Here is an 18,241-nt window from a genome sequence, read left to right as displayed (position 1 = left end):
GATCGTTAAGGGGGAATTAGCTTGAATCAACAATTGTATCAACAATTTCTAGCACCTGATTCAGAATATTCACCAATGCCATTTTGGTTTTGGAATGATCAATTATCAAAAGAAGAAATAAAAAGGCAAATGCATGATTTTTATCAAAAAGGTGTAGAAGGCTTTGTGTTACATCCGAGAATCGGTATTCCAAAAGAAACCGAATATTTATCAGATACTTTTATGGAGTATGTTCGATTTGCTGTAGCAGAAGCAGATAAGCTAAAAATGCATGTAATTTTGTATGATGAAGCTATGTACCCATCAGGGGCAGCCAATGGAAAAGTCGTGGAACAATACCCCGAATATGCAAGTAAAGGTTTAAAATCACTCAAAAAAAAGATTGTTCAAGGAGATCAACACATTAAGTTAGATAAACATGAGCGTATAGTCTCTCTTTATTTAGCACCTGAAGTAAAAGATGAAATTGTTTTGAATAATGTAACCACTCTATATCCCTTAAATATTGGTATCATTCGACGAAATGTTGATGAAAGTGCAGTAACCATAACTGTTGAAGAATCTATAATTGAAGATTTCTTTCAAAGTGGTACTCGGACTAAAGAGGACTGGTCAATTATTGCCTTGATAGAAACGGAGACGATGGGAACGATTAGGGGGATTCATGCAGGTCAAGATGATGGGGAAATAAATGCACCTCGCTCTGCAGATTTATTAAATCCAGAAGCGGTTCAAACTTTTATTGATATTACACATAATCGCTATAAAGAAGTTGTCGGTAACTATTTTGGAACCACAATTTTTGCAATGTTTACAGATGAACCAGATATGTTAGGTAGAAATGCTAAAGCAGACTTACTACCATGGACAAAAGGATTTGAGAATGATTTCCTGGCTGAAGGTTTTCACATCGAGGATTTGCTGGCGTTATTTTATGACGCAGGTCCTTCTACAGAACAAATTAGAAAAGGATATCAAAAGGCGATACATAAACGTTTGCTAGAAAGTTATTACAATCCCATTAGTGAATGGTGTGAGCAAAATAACCTGTCATTAACAGGACATCCTGCTGGAAGTGACGATATTGGATTATTAAGACCCTTTCATATTCCTGGTCAAGACGTTGTCTGGCGTTGGGTAGCTCCAGAGGATAACAAAGGAATAGAAGGTGTACATTCAACTGCAGGGAAGTGTGGTGCAGACGCTGCTAGACATTATCAAAGGCGAAGAAACATCAATGAATTTCTCGGTGTGTGTGGTATCGATAATAATTGGAATCTATCAGCAGGTGATATGAAGTGGTATATCGATTGGTTAGCGGTTAGAGGTGTTAATTTATTTTGTCCGCATGCCTTTTACTATTCGATTAACGGTAAAGAAAGAAGTCACGAACGACCACCAGATGTAGGACCTAACAATACATGGTGGCCATATTATAACTATTTTAGTACTTATATGAAACGATTAAGTTGGCTAATGACAGATAGTGTCAATCAAGCAAAAATAGCAATCATCACAAAAGATGATCATCTACCATGGGACGTTGCAAAGGAACTTTTCGAGAATCAAATTGAATTTAACTATCTTCATGAGAGGGCCTTTATAGATGATTTAGTATCGGTTGATCAATATCTAACAATTGCAAACTACCAATATCAGATTGCAATACTGAATCAATTGGATGTAGATGAGTTGCACCCAATCGTCAAAGAACAATTAAATAGTTGGGTGAAACAAGGTGGGCAACTTTTTATAGTTGGACAAAGCAATGATATTTTTCCTGAGGCAGTGAAGATTACGACGCCTAAGGAGATTGTTGAACAGGTGAAAACGGATCAGGCGATACGATTAACAACACCTCATAAAGATATTCGTCTAAGTGTTGTTAAAAAAGAGAGATACCTTTTTTGCTTACTAGTTAACGAAGGCGAATCTACCTTTCATGATAGAGTTCAATTAACAATGAAAGGCGGTATAGAGCTCTGGGATCCATGGTCTGGGAGAAAACAAGAGCCCGTCTTTTATAATGATTCTGATAGTGAAATTTTAATAAAGTTAGAGAGAAGGTCTTCCTTGATGATTGTGGTGGATCCGAACAAAAATAGAACTTCTTCATTTGACGATTCATCCATGGTATCAACATCTATACCACTAAAATGGGATTCAAATGTTGCAATAAAAAAGGAATATCAAGAATGGAAATGGAATGAAAACCAATTAAAGAATTGGAGCGAATTAGCTTCCTTTCAAGATTTTTCGGGAACGGTCGTGTACCCATTTGAATTCAATTTTGACGTAGAAAATGTTTCGAAAGTACAGTTGAATTTAGGTGAAGTATATGAAATAGCTGAAGTTTGGCTAAATGACCAATTAATAGATGTACTATTTTGGGCACCATATCAGCTGTCGATTCCTCTTGCAAATTTAAAAACTGGTTTGAATTCTTTATTAGTGAAAGTAACTAATAATAGTGCCAATCGTATGGATCAATTGAAACTCCCATCAGGATTAATAGGCCCTATATCTTTAGAAATTACTTGAGCGGAATAGGTTGGTGATCAAAATGAACAGTGATAGCTGGATAGGAAAGTTTTATCAATTTGGTGAAGCAGTTATGTTTCTTTTATACGTTAATTTTTTATGGGTTTTATTTACGTTACTTGGTCTGATCTTTTTTGGTTTAGGTCCTAGTACGGTAGCAATGTTTACTGTTTTCAGGAAATGGGTGATGGGTGAACATGGGCTTAATACTACGAAGTTATTCTGGCAAACGTATAAAAAAGAATTTATTCGATCCAATTGTATTACATGGATCGTAGGAATTATAGGCTTGATGTTACTTACAAACTTGCAATATTTCTCGTTGGAAAATCCGACTTTAAATATTTTTTTTAAGGCGCTTTTTATTTTTATAACATTTTTATATTTTATTATGCTTATTTATTTGTATCCGTTATATGTTCATTACCAGAATTCATTCAAAATGTATTTTAAGAATGCTTTATTAATTGCCATTTATCAACCAATAAGAACGATATATGTATTAGCAGCGTGTTTTACTCTTTATTATTTATGGGCAACATTTCCGATTTTTATCTTTTTGTTTGGTGGAAGTCTTACCAGCATGGTAGTGATGTATATTACATATATAACATTTGCCAAAATCGAATATAAACAAAGCTTATTAGAAAAAAAACAAGAGAAAGAGGCTCAACAACTGAATCGAAAGGAATGGAGTTATGAATAAGAGTAGAATATATCTTGCAAGTGATTCTACTTGTCAGACCTATACAAAAGCGGATTATCCTCAAGCTGGTTGGGGGCAATTTCTTCCTTTGTACATTACGGATTTTAATATAGAGAATCATGCAATTGGTGGGCGCAGTTCTAAAACATTTATTGAAGAAGGAAGATTAGCACAAATATTAGAAGAAATATCTGAGAATGATTATTTAATCATACAGATGGGACATAATGATTCTACTAAAGAAAGACCTGCTCGTTATACAGAGCCCTATAACGATTACAAAAAATATTTGAAACAGTACATCCAAGGCGCACAAGAAAAACTAGCGATTCCAATATTAGTTACACCGGTCACTCGCTTACATTATGTAAATGGAGAATTTTTAAAAGACTTTGGTGATTATTGTAATGCTATCAAAGAAGTTGCAGAAGAGGAAGATGTTTTATTAATCGATTTAATGACACTAAGTAACCGCCATCTTCAATCAATTGGATATGATAAGGCAAAAGAATATTATATGTGCGCTATAAATGGCGAGGATTGTACCCATTTTACAACAAAGGGTGCAGATCAAATGGCTAAATTAATCGCATTGCAACTACATGCCAATTTATCACGGTGTAATCGTCCGTAAAACCCTCACTTCAAGAGTCGAGCGACAGCAAAGAAGCTCTAAGTGGGGGATAAACGGACGCTAACTAACTTCCTGATAAGTTTCGCTAACAATCAGTGGGAGTTTAAAACCCCCACTGATTGAAGTCTCATTTTATAATGCGATAGAGGAGTGAAAGTATACGTGCAACAATTGAACAAAAATAATAGAAACGTAGACCCGGTATTAATCCGACAACTAGATTTATCAGATTCGGGGAAAAACTGCAAAATGTTTATTGGTGATTTAACTGGTGATGGTAGAATGGATTTATTAATGGTACAACCTGATGGGGGTATTGATGATCGTTATGTACCGCATCAAGTCGAGGCAATGACCGCATTTGATTTAGAAGGGAATCTTCTATGGCAAGCTGGAGAACCAAGTCATACACCTGGAGGGCCAGGGAGTGATTATCCTGTCCAAATCTATGATATTGATGGGGATGGCTATAATGAAGTTCTCTGTGTGAAGAATAAACAATTTTTAATTCTTGATGGTCAAACAGGAGAAATAAAGAGATCTTTTTCTTTACCGGATGATCATGCACATGATTGTATCATTATTGCCAATTTATCGGGTAATACTTTTGCGCAAGATATTATTTTGAAAGATCGTTACCATCAGATGTGGGCTATGAATAAAGATCTTGAATTATTATGGACTCATAAAGGAAACATTGGTCACTTTCCTTGGCCATTTGATTTTGATGATGATGGTAAAGATGAAGTGGTAGCTGGATATGAATTTCTCGATTCAAATGGAGAAAGAAAGTGGTCATGCCTGCCATTGGAAGATCATGCTGATTGCATTTGGGTAGGGAAGGTTCAACCTGATAGCGAGAACTATCAAATCGTTATTGGTGGAAGTGTTACAGTTTTATATGATGCAATAGGTAATGAGCTTTGGCGTTATGACGGTTCGATAGAATCTCAACATATTTGTTTAGGAAAATTCCGTGATGAGGAAGGGTTACAAATTGCTGGTTTAGATCGAATTGTAAGGGGAACTCATTATTCAGATGGAAAAGACGGTATGTTTTTGATTAATGCGAATGGTGAAGAAATATGGAAGGAAAATAGACAAACTGGTGGTTGGCTAACCATTATTGATACTTTATCCAATTGGGACGAGCATCATTTAGATTACATATTAGCATTTCGTCGAGGTGGTGGTGTCTATCCAACGATCTATGATGGGGATCAAAATGTTATCACAACGTTTCCAGTTGATGGATACGTGAGCTTTGGTGATTTAACAGGCTCTGGTCGAGATCAAGTCATTATCTATGATCAAGAAACTGCATATATTTATGCAAATGAACCCATGGATTTAGCACCAATAAACAATAGCCCTTTAAAACAAAACAAACGAGCTTATTCTGTAACGCTTTATCCCGGAGGAGAATATTAACTAACAGCATCATTTAGGTATCCCAAAGATAGGTATAGGAAGTAAATTTAGTCTACGCTATCCTTCTTCAAAGCCAGAGACATAAATATAGTTCTTAACTTAAAACACGAACATCGCAATATGTATTGTTACGCAATAAAAGGAATTTGTGACATATCTTTTGTGGTAATTATGAGATTTTAATAACAGCGTAACAAACGCTCCGGCTGTCCGTTTCCCTTTCCGCGGGTTTTTCTCCTCAGCTAACTTTTTAAGCAAAGTTCGCTTAAAAAGTTAGCTGAGGAGAAAAACTTCCCGCAGGAGTGGAAACGGACGCCTGCGCTTTTTTATAACCTCCAACTCAAGCAAGAATTATCACGTTGGCTTTATTCACTATTTCCTATCAAGGTCATTAGATTACTTATCATTGTTATCAATATAAGCTGATTTATTGTCTAATTGTAAATATCCAAAATATTAGCATTAGTAACAATTGTAGAGTCTCCCTCTAAGCGTAGGCGGCCACTTCCACTCCAGTGGGATTGTTTTCCCTGAAGATCCACTTTTCCATGCGGTTTGTGCTTGGAAAAGTTAGCTGAAGGGAAAACCCCATGGAAAGGGAAGTGGGCAAGCCGAAGAGGTTACTAGCACATATATCATTTCAAAATAGATACTAGAGTTATGCCGTACTGATCTTCTAATACGCATAGAAAAATCCAAACGATCGAATCGTTTGGATTTTTTTGATTAAAGAATTCTTTTGTCCCAATCACTTTTTATCAAGGTGTAATCGTTCGTAAAACCCCCACTGGTTGCAGTCTCACTATATGATGTTTCTTATGTTACACCTGGAATTTTTTCATCATTTCTTGTAATTCTTCTGATAATTGTTTTAATTCATCTGAAGTGGATACAAGTGATTCACTTACTTTCAATTGTTCCTCAGTAGTAGCAGATACTTCTTCACTAATTGCAGATGATTCTTGAGCAGTAGCACTCACTTGGTGAATGGTTGACGTTAGTACTTCCTGAGAATCTCGCAATTGTTGAATGGACGTTGTAACTTGCTGAATTTTTCCAGTGAAGGCACCCATACTGTCACCCATACCATTTAAGATGACTTGAGTATCCTCTGCCTGTGTAACTTGCTCTTTAAAACGTGGTGTTGCCTCTTCTAAAACACCAAGCGTTTCATTTACTTCATTTACAATTCCGGTTGTAATTTCTTCAACCTTATCAATTGAATCTTTGGATTGTGTTGATAATTTGCGAATTTCATCAGCAACAACTGCAAAACCTTTACCAGCTTCACCTGCACGAGCAGCCTCAATTGCAGCATTTAACGAAAGTAAGTTTGTTTGCTGTGCTATATTAGTTAGCATTTCCATTACTTGGTTGATTTGCTCTGTGCTTTCTTTTAATGTATCAACTTTTTGAACGAGTGCGTTTGTCATTTGTTCGCCATCTTTTGTTTTTGTCACAAGCTCATTCATCTTCTCTAAACCTTCATGACTTCGTTCCACTACTTCGACAGCATAGTTTTCCATTTCGTTATTATTTTGGAATACGTTTTCTACTTCCTCATGGATATTAGATGCTAAAGTATTTCCACGTTCAGCCTCATCTGTAAGACCTGTCGCACCACTCGCGATTTCTTCTGATGCAGCAGCGACTTCTTTGGCAGATTGTGATTGCATTTGAGAAATATCCGTTAATTCTATTGCGGCATTCAAAACTTTGTTTGCCGATTCTCTCGTTCGATGCATCATTTCTGAAATGTTTTCTAGCATTTCATTAAAACTTGTTGTAAGTTCGCCAATTTCATCTTTTCTAGCGGTATCATCAGATCTTACAGTAAGGTTACCTTGTTTAGCTGACGCCATTAAACTAGAAACATTAGCAATAGGAGTAGCAATATTTTTTACAATTCGGCTAGCAATAAGAATAGAAATTAATAGTGACAGGATAATGATCCCGATTGTGACGTAAAAGATAATTGTAGTATCCTTCGTTAACTCCGCTTCTGAAACAGATCCAACTAAATACCAGTCCGAAACCTCTGAATCATGCTGGAAAACTAATTGACCACTATTTTCCGTCATATTGGTTTCCGAGTCAACAGCTATTTGATAATCATATTGCTGTGCTATTTCTTCAGAATTAAAGGAGAAAACGACTTCATTATTTTGATTAACCATACTTACTAGCCCTTCTTCACCGAAACGAACATCTTCTAAGGCTTCAGTAAAGATATCAGTGTTTAATTCTACTAATAAAATATACTCTGTACCACCAATTCTTAATTTTTGACCAAAATTGACCGTTGGATCTTCTGAATCACCTGATACACCTTGAGGTAAACCACCGATCCAAGCTGTCGCACCTTCAGTTTCTAAAGCTTCTTTATACCAATCAAATGAAAATAATTCTTCTTCAGATACAGATTCAGAAGAAGAAATTATTCTTTCTTTTTCTGTATGTAATAAGTAGAGACTCATATTACTATCAATCATAGTAAGATTGGTTAAGGCATCATCAATTGTGCTCTTAAGTGAGAAGTATTCAAAATTATTAGTATCTTCGTAATTATCTAATTCACCAAGAGTTTGACTAAAATTGTCTGCCATCAATATTTCTGTTACCCGGTCTTTATATTGGTTCATTAAATAATCAATTTTATCACCAGACTGCACGATAGTTTGTTCTGAAGCCTCGGTAACTTTATCTTTGATAATACTATTTGAGATAAAGTAAGAGGAAATACCAACAATAATTACACTAACTAGCACAGTGGATAAAATACTAATTAATATTTTGGTTCCGATTGAATTCTTTTTTGAAACTGATGAATTTTGTATCGTTGTTTTAGACGATCTTGGTGTATTCCTTCCTTTTTTTCGAGCTTTACTCATTAAATCTTTACTATTGTCTTTCACTTTCCTGAACACTTTAGAAATAGAAAGTTTTGCTTTCTTTAAACCTTCTACACTCTTGTTCTTAAAATTGTTTGCCATGATTCATCCTCCGCATCTTTGTTTTTCAAGAAAAGGCTTTCAAATAAAAGTAATAATTTAGTCATGTTATTCGTAACGCATTAGAAAAATTAATCTGTAAGAAATAGTTCAATATGATTATAACACGTTTAATCATTTTAAACGATAAGAAATGTAAATTTATTCTTTTTAATCAAAAATTAGTACTTTAGTATGATTTGTTGTCATGTTTGTTTATGAGCACTTTCCTGATTTTTTCATAAAAAAAATCCAAATGATATCGTCAAAATTCGATAATCATTTGGATTTTATTAAGTGGAAGGTGCTTCTGTCAGACCTTCATAAATTAATTGCAGTTGTCACCGTCACAAAAACTTCCTTGCTTTATATTCAAACTCTCTAACTCTTGATTTTCTTCTTCAACTACTTTTTCGATAGCTTGCATAAAAGTTTCAATCGGTTGTGCACCAGAAATAGCATATTTTTTATTAATTACAAAGAAAGGAACACCTGTAATTCCTAATTTGTTAGCTTCTTCCTGGTCACTTCTAACCTGATCTGCATATAATGAGTCATCTTCTAAAATTTTATTGACTTGATCCAAATCAAAACCAATATCATTGGTAATAGCACGTAATGTATTAGGGTCACTAAGATCCTTAGATAAAGTAAAATAATGATATAACATGGTATTAACATATTCCGCTTCACGGTTGATTGTTGCTGCATATTTGCTAATACGATGCGCATGGAACGTATTACTTGGTTTCATCGTATCAAAAACGAATTCAAGACCAACTGATTTTGCTTGTTCTGCAATTTGTTGATTCGCTTGTTTCGCTTGCTCTAATGACATATTGTATTTCGCAGCAAGTGCTTCGTGTATATTTTTCCCACTATATTTAGGAGCATTGGGGTCTAATTCAAAACTTTTGTATTGTATAGATACATCTAATTTTTCAGGAAATCTTTCTAGTGCTTGCTCTAATCTTTGTTTGCCAATATAACAGAAGGGACAAACAAAGTCAGACCATATTTCAATTTGCATATTAATACACCTCACTTAAACTTGTATCCTATTTTTACATATATTTTGCATTCAAGAAAGGATTTTGCTTACATAGGTGTATTAATAGTATGAAATATGATTTTGCAAAAGTGAGAGTGAAAATTATTTATTTGGTCGATCATCTTCTGCAATTTCTTCCTTTATTTCTTCCTTCATATCGTCGTAAATTTTTTCTTTGAAGTCATCATACAATTCATCTTTCATTTCATCATATATTTTATGTTTAAAATCATCATAGAAGTCATTTTTCATCTCTTTGTAGATATCTTCTTTGAAGTCTTCCTTAAAGTCATCTTTAAACTCGTCTTTCATTTCATCCTTGAATTCGTCTTTGAAATCATCTTTAAAATCTTCTTTAAAGTCATCTTTAAATTCGTCTTTGAACTCATTCTTGAATTCACCTTTCACCCTATCTTCACGTTTTCTGCGGCGAAGGTTACGATCAATTTGCCAATCCTTTCCTAAAGTGATCAGGACAGAAACAATCATTAAAACCATGACAATTGCAAACGGTAAAGCTGCAATTATTGAAGCGGTTTGCAATGCATTTAAACCACCACCGCCGCTAAAGAGTAGTACACTTGCTGCACCCGCAATTAGAAATCCCCATACTAACTTCACCCATGTTTTAGGCTCCAGATCTCCGTTAGAAGTCATTGATCCAAGTACAAAAGAAGCCGAGTCCGCAGAAGTTATAAAGAAGATTAGAATTAAAATAATCGCTAATGTATTAGTGATCACACTTAATGGTAATTCAGCTAACATAGCAAATAAAGCAAGTTCAACATCAGAATTAACTAATTCAGCTAATCCTCCTGCACCATACATTTCCACATTTAACCCTGTACCACCAAAAGTTGTAAACCATATAATGGCTAGTAAAGCAGGAACAATTAGTACTCCAGCCATAAACTCTCGAATGGTTCTACCTTTTGAAATGCGTGCAATAAAGATTCCCATAAATGGCGCCCAAGAAATATGCCATGCCCAGAAGAAAATAGTGTTTGTTCCTAACCATTCACTTTCGGAAAAAGGTGTTAATGTTAATGCCATAGGCACTACATTAGTTAGATAACCACCAAGTGTCGTAACAAAACTTTCTGCGATAAACAAGGTAGGGCCTACAATGATGACGAACAATAATAAAAGACCAGCAACGACTAAGTTGATATTACTCAATATCTTAATTCCTCGATCAAGGCCGCGAGCAGCGGAAAGCATAAATAAGACAGTAACAATTGATATTATGACGAGCTGTGTCCACGGCGAATTAGGTATTGGTGTAATATGTGATAATCCCCCGGTAATTTGCATCGCACTTAAACCAAATGTAGTAGCTACCCCCGTACATGTAGCTAATACTGCTAATGTATCAATGGTCTTACCGGCCCAACCGTTTACTCTATCACCGAGAACAGGATAAAAAGCAGAGCTGATAAGAGCAGGTCTGTCTTTTCGATATTGAACATAGGCCAGCGTCATACCAACAATTGAAAAGATTGCCCATGGATGTAATGCCCAATGATAGGAACCGTAACGTAAGCCGGCTAGTGCTGACTCTCTAGTACCTGGGTCATAACCTAACGGCGGATCCATATAGTATAGGAGCGGTTCGGCAACTCCCCAAAAGACGAAGCCAACACCAATACCCGCAGCAAACAACATTCCAATCCAAGAAAACCATGAATACTCAGGCCTGTCATCAGGTTTTCCTAAACGGATTTTACCGTAAGGACTCACTGCTAATACGATAACAAAGAGGACGAATAACGCGGTGATTAGCATATAAAACCAACCAAAATTAGTAATCATCCAAGATAATCCTGAATTGGCAGCTTCATTAAGCGAATTTGGAGAAAAGGCTCCCCATAACACAAAAACTGTAACTAAGATGGTAGAAATAATAAAAACAATTCCCACCTTACCTACTTTCTCATTTATTCTTTCTTTAGTTTTCATAAATTCCTATGTCAAACGAGAGCTGACATAGTCCCCCCTTCCATGAATCACCTATAATTATGTAGATTAATTAATTCTTGTTATTCCCTAAATATATTGTAATTAATCTACTTAAAGTTAATTTTTAGTAAATGCAAATATTAACAACATTTAAAGACACCTATCCATTCATTCAATTGATTATAGAAATAACAGAACACCCATGTCAAATGCCAAGTCACAATGTAGCCATGTTGCATATTTTAATATGAGTCCTTGTAATGCTCATGCTATTTAAAATCATTAGTAGTATAGTGACTCGAATCTAATTGTAGGAGGTGTTCAGATGATGACAGAGTTTTTGTACTTCTTACAAGAAGATTTCTACTATATCGTTCCAGCACTTTGGTTTATTGGGTATGCCTGTAAAAGAACACCATTTTTACCTGATTGGTTAATTGTATGGATACTATTAGGTATTGGAGTCCTAGCTGCTTGTAATTTATATGGATGGAATACAAGATCTATTGCAGAAGGAGTAATTGCAACAGGAATGGCTGTGTTTAGTCATCAAATAGTAAAACAAACATTTCATAGAGAAGAATTTTAAAGGAGGTAAAGAAAATGGCGAAGTATCAAGATTATCGTATTACAAGTTCTTATGGATACCGAACACACCCGATTAGAGGTTCCAGAGATTTTCATTCAGGAGTTGATCTTGCGAAGTCTCACAGAGCCCCAATTAAAGCATTTACACGAGGAACAGTTATCTATTCCGGATTTGGGAAAAGTGGTACAGGCCTAGGTGGATATGGAAATGTCGTGTTAATTCGAGATAAAAACAATCGTGCCCAACTATATGCACATTTAGATTCAACAGCAGTCAAAAAAGGCCAGGTCGTTTCACAAGGCCAAACAATTGGCTATCAAGGTAGAACAGGTTTTGTAACAGGTTCACACTTGCATTTTGAAGTTCGTAAAAAAGTAGAGATGGCCCCACCTTATGGTTACCGCTCAGATAAACGATCTTCGACTGTTAATCCCATCCATTATTTGAATCAATTTTCTAGCACTGGCTTGCTTAAAAAAGGTCATAAAGGGAGTGAAGTAAGAAAGGTTCAGAATTCATTAAAGAGAATTGGATTTCCCTTAGATCGCTATGGAGCAGATGGTAACTTTGGTAAAGAAACAGAAAACGCTGTAAAAGCATTTCAAAAATCACAAGGGATAAAAGTAGACGGAATTGTGGGGCCGATTACCTTTGAAAAGTTAGAAAAGGCCAGTACATTAATCGCTAATTATCCAGGTGTTATAAGGAAAAACAGTAGAGGCGAAGTGGTACGTATTATTCAGCGGAAAGTTAGAACACAAATAGATGGTATATTTGGTCCTGAGACAGAAAAAGCAGTTAAACGATATCAAAGACAAAATGATCTAATAATAGACGGGATTGTAGGTCCAAAAACATGGCAAAAACTATTTAACTAGAAGTTCTTATTCAAAAAACTTTAATTGAATGCAATATGAAGAAGTCTTATTAGCGTGTAATCATCTGTAATACCGTCGGAGTATTAATTTTTCTGTTTAATGAGCGGAGTATGATTAATAAGGTCCGCTCATTTTTATTTAATTTTAGTAATTATATGTCGATATAGTTACTATGGATTATTATACAAGGGGTGACAACTATGAAGAAACAAAACAAAGAAATTAAACACTCGGTACGAAAAAAGCTTATGATTACTTCACTGTTATTGTTAATTGTGCCATTAGTATTATTAGGGTATATTACCTATCAGCAAAGTGAAAGATCTCTAAATGAGTTGGGGGAAACTAACCTACGTAATAGTGTAGTTTTTACAAACGAAATGATTAATACGTTAAATAAAGAAGTCGAAAAAGGTAACATTACATTAGAGGAAGCACAAGAACAAGTGAAGGTAGCACTTTTGGGTGAGAAAAATACAGATGGAACGCGACCGATTAATGATCGAATTGATTTAGGGGATAATGGATATGCGTACATAACAGATGAGCAAGGGATGTTATTAGCACATCCCAATCTTGAAGGGGATAGTCTATGGGAATCTACCGACTCTTCCGGAAATCTATTTATGCAAGAAATCACAAATAAGGCAATGAATAACAGTGGGGGTTATGTTTATTACGATTGGCCCTTACCAAATAATGAAAATGCAGTTGAAGAAAAAGTAGTATATACAGAATATAATGAGGAGTGGGGGTGGGTGATTAGCTCAAGTACATACCTCATGGACTTTAATTCTTCTGCAGACACCATCTTGTATCAAATCATATTTATAACCATTTTGTTTATTATTCTCGGTATTATAATTGTCTGGATATTCTCAAGAAGCATTACTAAACCTCTAGGACTAGTAACAGATAGGATGAAAGAGTTGGCTTCTGGAAACTTAAGCTTGGCCCCTATTGAAGTAAAAACAAAGGATGAATTGGCTTCACTAGCGTCAGAAATGAATAACATGCAACATAGCTTAAACAATATGATTACTAATATTTCAGAAGCATCTGTTTCTCTAAATCAACAAAGTGACGGATTAAATAAATCATCTAATGAGGTAAAGATAGGTTCTGAACAAGTTACTACCACTATGGAAGAATTAGCGTCTGGTGCTGAAGTTCAAGCAGATCATGTTAATTCATTGTCGCAAATGATGGAGAACTTTAAAGAAATAGTTTTAGAGACTAATAAAGAAGGTACTAATGTAGGAAACGTTTCAGTGGAGGTATTAGAAAAAGCGGAATCTGGAACTGAATTAATGCAAATGTCAGCAAATCAAATGACAACAATTGATCATATTGTGAAAGAAGCGGTTGAGAAGGTGAGAAGCTTGGATTCACAATCTCAAGAAATAGGTCGTTTAGTTTCAGTGATTCATGATATCGCAGAACAAACCAACCTTTTAGCTTTAAACGCTGCTATTGAAGCAGCAAGAGCGGGAGAACATGGCAAAGGTTTTGCTGTTGTAGCCGATGAAGTTAGAAAATTAGCTGAACAAGTTTCCGAATCAGTATCAGATATAACTGGAATTGTCTCAAGAATTCAAACAGAATCAACAAATGTTTCTAATTCACTAGAAAAAGGTTATGCTGAAGTAGAACAAGGTACTAGCCAAATTATAACAACGCAAAAAACATTTACAGATATCAATCATTCTGTTAAAAACATGACAGACCGTATGAAGAATATTACGACTAATTTAGCTAATGTTTCTTCACGAACGGAAGAAATGAATGAATCCATCCAAGAAATTGCTTCGACTTCACAAGAATCTGCTGCAGGAATTGAAGAAACTTCTGCCTCAGCTGAACAAACAAGCAGTTCAATGGAAGAAGTATCTGGCCAGGCTAAACAATTAGATCAATTAGCATTAGAAATGCAAGAAATTGTTGCACGTTTTCGTTTAAAAAAATAAAGACCAAAACTCGCATCTATATTTATGGATGCGAGTTTTTAATTGATAAAAAGATGAGTTAGTAAGAGTATATTGATGAATAGTAAAGAATTAGTGTGATGTATACGTTTACATCAAGTTTTGTCGAAAATGTGAAATGTGTTATCATTCCTTTTGTTCACGACGGATAATTTCTCTGATAAGATCAGAGAAGCAAAAATTTAGAGAGAGGTGCTTCATGAACATAGCAAAAATTAAAGAAACATGGTTTGGTAACGTCAGAGGTGACGTACTAGCCGGGATTGTAGTAGCCTTAGCTTTAATTCCAGAGGCAATTGCCTTTTCAATTATTGCTGGTGTAGATCCCATGATAGGACTTTATGCATCATTTTGTATTGCGGTGGTTATTGCATTCGTAGGAGGAAGACCTGGAATGATATCTGCTGCAACAGGTGCAATGGCATTATTAATGATTACACTAGTTGCAGATCATGGTTTGCAGTATTTACTTGCAGCTACGATCTTAACTGGGGTATTACAGATTTTGTTCGGTGTATTTAAATTAGCGGCAGTTATGAAGTTTGTACCACGTTCGGTAATGGTAGGATTTGTTAACGCACTAGCTATACTCATTTTCACAGCACAATTGCAACATTTTGAAGGCGAAGGTTGGATAATGTATGGTTTAGTGGGATTAACATTAGCTATAATATATATTTTTCCAAGAGTAACGAAAGTAGTACCTTCTACTTTAGTGGCGATTATTGTTGTTACAGCAATAGTACTCTATTTCGGGTTTGATATTCGAGCAGTTGGGGATTTAGGTAATTTAAATTCTGAACTTCCGGTATTCTTGTTGCCTGACATCCCATTAACGTTTGAAACATTAGCAATTATTTTTCCTTATTCGTTATCTTTAGCAGTCGTTGGTTTACTAGAATCATTGCTGACAGCAAATATAGTAGATGATATGACAGATACTGAGAGTGATAAGAATAAAGAGAGTCGTGGACAAGGCATTGCTAATATTGTTTCAGGGTTCTTTGGTGGTATGGCAGGTTGTGCAATGATAGGACAGTCCGTTATTAATGTGAAATCTGGTGGTAATGGTAGGTTGTCGACATTGGTTGCAGGTGTTTTTCTAATGTTTCTAATCATTGTGTTAGGTGGATTAGTTGTTCAAATACCGATGGCAGCGTTAGCGGGTGTTATGATTATGGTTTCCATTAGTACTTTTGATTGGTCATCTGTTAAAAACCTTCACAAAATCCCGAGAACGGATGCAGTGGTTATGGTTATCACAGTTTTAACTGTAGTCGTGACACATGATTTATCGATCGGTGTTTTAACAGGTGTTTTATTGAGTGCCATTTTCTTTGCGGCTAAAATTTCGAAAGTTACTGTAACACAAATTGTAATGGTAAAAGGAAAAAAGAAAGCATATAAAGTAGATGGTCAAATATTCTTTGCATCTGTAAATGATTTAGTAGCTAAGTTTAATTTTAATGAACAATTAGAAGAAGTTGAAATCGATTTGACTAATGCTCATTTATGGGATGATTCAGCAATTGGAGCCCTAGATAAAATCGAGTCGAAATTCGAACAAAATGATGTTAAAGTTGAATATGTAGGATTAAATGCCGAAAGTAAATCATTAAAGAAAAAAATCGGCGGTTTATCGAAAGCTTCTGGTCATTAATAGGTAGGTGAGGTGTAAATATGTATAAAAAAGTATTACTTGCAGCCGATGGGTCTGATCACTCGATTCGTGCCGCTTCCCATGCTGTCAAAGTAGCTCAGATAGATCAAGGTAAAATTGATATTGTCTATGCAGTGGATGGCAAGACTTCAAAAGAAGATGTCTTACACGGTTTAGATAAATATGAGGTAAAAAAAGAAAGAGAACAAAAATTGAAGCCTATCATAGAAGTAATCGAATCAGCCGATTTAGAATGTGAAGCACATTTTGTCCATGGTGAACCAGGTCCAGCAATTGTTGATTTTGCGAACAATAATGAATATGATTTTGTTGTTGTTGGTAGTCGTGGTTTAAACAAAGTACAAACTATGATCTTAGGTAGTGTTAGTCATAAGATCGCCAAAAGAGTCCAATGTCCAGTATTGATCGTTAAATAATTAATATAGAGGCTTGGCCAAAAGAATGTTAAAATTAGAAAAATCCCAACGATTATTCGAATTGATTCGATATCGTTGGGATTTTATGCGTATTAGGAAGATACTACGCAATAACTGATGAGTAACCATTAGCCAAAGTAGTAATCTTGAAATGATTAATTTACTAGAGATCCGCTCCGGCTGCCCACTTTCCTTTCCGTGGTTTTTTCCCTTCAGCTAACTTTTCCAAGTAAAAATCGCTTGAAAAAGTGGATCTTCAGGTAAAAAGTTACCACAGGAGTGAAAGTGGGCGGCCTGCGCTAATATAATGGTTCTACAACTACTGTGACAGATAGCAATTTGAGCTGTTACTCCAATCAACGAATTTTTTACATGAGAGAAATAGCCTAATGCTAACTCATACTAGCGTTGTAGTATATCAAATTAGCGTAGGCGTCCGCTTCAACTCCTACGGGAAGTTTTTATCCGAAGATCCACTTTGGAAAGCGATCTTTGCTTACCAAAGTTAGCTGAGGAGAAAAACCCGTGGAAAGGGAAGCGGACAAGCCGAAGCGATTGCTAAGCACGCACTTCATGTCAATATTACTACATTATTTGTTGCGCAGCTTATAATGGGTAACAATAAAAAGATTATATGCCACAGTTTCTTTTTTACGTGTATATGCAAATCTTAAAAGTTGAAGCGATAGGTGGAATATAATAGACTTTGATTTAAGTATATTAAATAAAGCGGTGAAAAATTTGATAGAAGATACTGGTGAACGAATTATCCCAGAACAGATGAAAATAACAAATGAATTGTTAATCGAGCATATTGCACGATATCATTTTGCAGTTCCACAAGTATATGGAAGAGTATTAGATTTCGCTACAGGTGTAGGTTATGGAGCACATGTGATAGCAAAGAAATGCAAGAAGCAAATAGAAGAAATTATAGGTGTTGATATTGACCCTGAAGTCATTAAATATGCACGAGGTCAATACTATCACCCGTTGTCTAGCTATCAAGTAGAGGATGTAACAGACACTACATTACCTGAGAAACTTGGAGAATTTGATGTAATCTTAAGTTTTGAAACCATCGAACATATTGAAAATGAAACACAATTTATGGACAATATCTTTAGATTATTAAGACCAGGTGGAACGTTAATCCTATCCACCCCTTTTGGAGAAGGGAAAGGAAAAACGTGTGGCTCACCTTTTCATGTCCATCAAATGACGGAAAATGAATTTATGCACATGTTTGATAAATTTGAAGTAAGAGATTTCTACTTCCAAAATGGAGCATTAATTGAACCAGTAAAAACGGCACAAATGGTTCACTGCCCACTCGGAATAGTCATAGCGAAAAAATAATGATGAAATACACCTGGGAAA

The 18,241-nt window shown here is 35.4% G+C and carries 13 protein-coding genes; 10 read left to right on the top strand and 3 right to left on the bottom strand.

Annotation, left to right across the window (positions count from 1 at the left end; genetic code table 11):
* Positions 1-21 precede the first annotated feature (21 nt).
* The 4 genes from BN3107_RS12775 to BN3107_RS12760 all read left to right on the top strand — a co-directional run bounded on the left by BN3107_RS12775 (position 22) and on the right by BN3107_RS12760 (position 5,312).
* Positions 22-2,541 (top strand): glycosyl hydrolase, encoded by a 2,520-nt coding sequence (locus BN3107_RS12775; protein WP_082631302.1) that lies wholly within the window; start codon positions 22-24, stop codon positions 2,539-2,541.
* A gap of 22 nt (positions 2,542-2,563) precedes the next feature.
* Entirely contained in the window at positions 2,564-3,247 is a 684-nt protein-coding gene (locus BN3107_RS12770) for a YesL family protein (protein WP_058308040.1), read from the top strand.
* Positions 3,240-3,881, top strand: coding sequence for a rhamnogalacturonan acetylesterase (locus tag BN3107_RS12765; protein WP_058308039.1), 642 nt, complete (start codon positions 3,240-3,242; stop codon positions 3,879-3,881). Before BN3107_RS12770 ends, BN3107_RS12765 begins: the two co-directional genes overlap by 8 nt.
* A 249-nt stretch (positions 3,882-4,130) precedes the next feature.
* Positions 4,131-5,312: a hypothetical protein gene (locus tag BN3107_RS12760; protein ID WP_231735423.1), complete on the top strand. Its 1,182-nt coding sequence runs from the start codon at positions 4,131-4,133 to the stop codon at positions 5,310-5,312.
* 821 nt (positions 5,313-6,133) lie between these two features.
* Here the strand turns inward: BN3107_RS12760 and BN3107_RS12755 are convergent.
* The 3 genes from BN3107_RS12755 to BN3107_RS12745 form a co-directional block, all read right to left on the bottom strand.
* Positions 6,134-8,305: a methyl-accepting chemotaxis protein gene (locus tag BN3107_RS12755; RefSeq protein WP_058308038.1), complete on the bottom strand. Its 2,172-nt coding sequence runs from the start codon at positions 8,303-8,305 to the stop codon at positions 6,134-6,136.
* Positions 8,306-8,630: 325 nt separating this feature from the next.
* A complete protein-coding gene (locus BN3107_RS12750) occupies positions 8,631-9,332 on the bottom strand; it encodes a DsbA family oxidoreductase (RefSeq protein ID WP_058308037.1) in 702 nt (233 codons plus the stop codon).
* Positions 9,333-9,455: 123 nt separating this feature from the next.
* On the bottom strand, positions 9,456-11,312 hold the full coding sequence (locus tag BN3107_RS12745) for a BCCT family transporter (protein WP_058308036.1): 1,857 nt from the start codon (positions 11,310-11,312) through the stop codon (positions 9,456-9,458).
* 325 nt (positions 11,313-11,637) lie between these two features.
* On the opposite strand from BN3107_RS12745, the gene BN3107_RS12740 reads away from it, so the two are divergent.
* The 6 genes from BN3107_RS12740 to BN3107_RS12715 all read left to right on the top strand — a co-directional run bounded on the left by BN3107_RS12740 (position 11,638) and on the right by BN3107_RS12715 (position 18,220).
* Positions 11,638-11,901 carry a phage holin family protein gene (locus BN3107_RS12740; protein WP_148434727.1) on the top strand — a complete coding sequence of 88 codons (264 nt, stop codon included), beginning with the start codon at positions 11,638-11,640 and terminating at the stop codon, positions 11,899-11,901.
* A 14-nt stretch (positions 11,902-11,915) separates the two neighbouring features.
* A complete protein-coding gene (locus BN3107_RS12735; protein WP_058308035.1) occupies positions 11,916-12,779 on the top strand; it encodes a peptidoglycan-binding protein in 864 nt (287 codons plus the stop codon).
* A 200-nt stretch (positions 12,780-12,979) separates the two neighbouring features.
* Positions 12,980-14,746: a methyl-accepting chemotaxis protein gene (locus BN3107_RS12730; RefSeq protein ID WP_058308034.1), complete on the top strand. Its 1,767-nt coding sequence runs from the start codon at positions 12,980-12,982 to the stop codon at positions 14,744-14,746.
* Positions 14,747-14,963: 217 nt separating this feature from the next.
* A complete protein-coding gene (locus BN3107_RS12725) occupies positions 14,964-16,424 on the top strand; it encodes a SulP family inorganic anion transporter (RefSeq protein WP_058308033.1) in 1,461 nt (486 codons plus the stop codon).
* A gap of 20 nt (positions 16,425-16,444) precedes the next feature.
* Complete coding sequence (locus BN3107_RS12720) at positions 16,445-16,861, top strand: universal stress protein (RefSeq protein ID WP_058308032.1); 417 nt, start codon at positions 16,445-16,447, stop codon at positions 16,859-16,861.
* A gap of 741 nt (positions 16,862-17,602) precedes the next feature.
* The gene (locus tag BN3107_RS12715; RefSeq protein ID WP_058308031.1) at positions 17,603-18,220 is read left to right on the top strand and encodes a class I SAM-dependent methyltransferase; all 618 of its coding nucleotides are present in this window, start codon (positions 17,603-17,605) and stop codon (positions 18,218-18,220) included.
* The last annotated feature ends 21 nt before the right edge of the window (positions 18,221-18,241 follow it).

Origin of the sequence: Gracilibacillus massiliensis (assembly GCF_001458115.1) — a bacterium.
Classification (GTDB): domain Bacteria; phylum Bacillota; class Bacilli; order Bacillales; family Amphibacillaceae; genus Gracilibacillus; species Gracilibacillus massiliensis.
This window is presented reverse-complemented; position numbering and strand designations above follow the sequence as displayed.

Coding starts and splice junctions, on each gene's coding strand:
- BN3107_RS12770 (WP_058308040.1), top strand. CDS start 2,564: ATGAACAGTGATAGCTGGATAGGAAAGTTTTATCAATTTGGTGAAGCA.
- BN3107_RS12765 (WP_058308039.1), top strand. CDS start 3,240: ATGAATAAGAGTAGAATATATCTTGCAAGTGATTCTACTTGTCAGACC.
- BN3107_RS12760 (WP_231735423.1), top strand. CDS start 4,131: ATGTTTATTGGTGATTTAACTGGTGATGGTAGAATGGATTTATTAATG.
- BN3107_RS12755 (WP_058308038.1), bottom strand. CDS start 8,305: ATGGCAAACAATTTTAAGAACAAGAGTGTAGAAGGTTTAAAGAAAGCA.
- BN3107_RS12750 (WP_058308037.1), bottom strand. CDS start 9,332: ATGCAAATTGAAATATGGTCTGACTTTGTTTGTCCCTTCTGTTATATT.
- BN3107_RS12745 (WP_058308036.1), bottom strand. CDS start 11,312: ATGAAAACTAAAGAAAGAATAAATGAGAAAGTAGGTAAGGTGGGAATT.
- BN3107_RS12740 (WP_148434727.1), top strand. CDS start 11,638: ATGATGACAGAGTTTTTGTACTTCTTACAAGAAGATTTCTACTATATC.
- BN3107_RS12735 (WP_058308035.1), top strand. CDS start 11,916: ATGGCGAAGTATCAAGATTATCGTATTACAAGTTCTTATGGATACCGA.
- BN3107_RS12730 (WP_058308034.1), top strand. CDS start 12,980: ATGAAGAAACAAAACAAAGAAATTAAACACTCGGTACGAAAAAAGCTT.
- BN3107_RS12725 (WP_058308033.1), top strand. CDS start 14,964: ATGAACATAGCAAAAATTAAAGAAACATGGTTTGGTAACGTCAGAGGT.
- BN3107_RS12720 (WP_058308032.1), top strand. CDS start 16,445: ATGTATAAAAAAGTATTACTTGCAGCCGATGGGTCTGATCACTCGATT.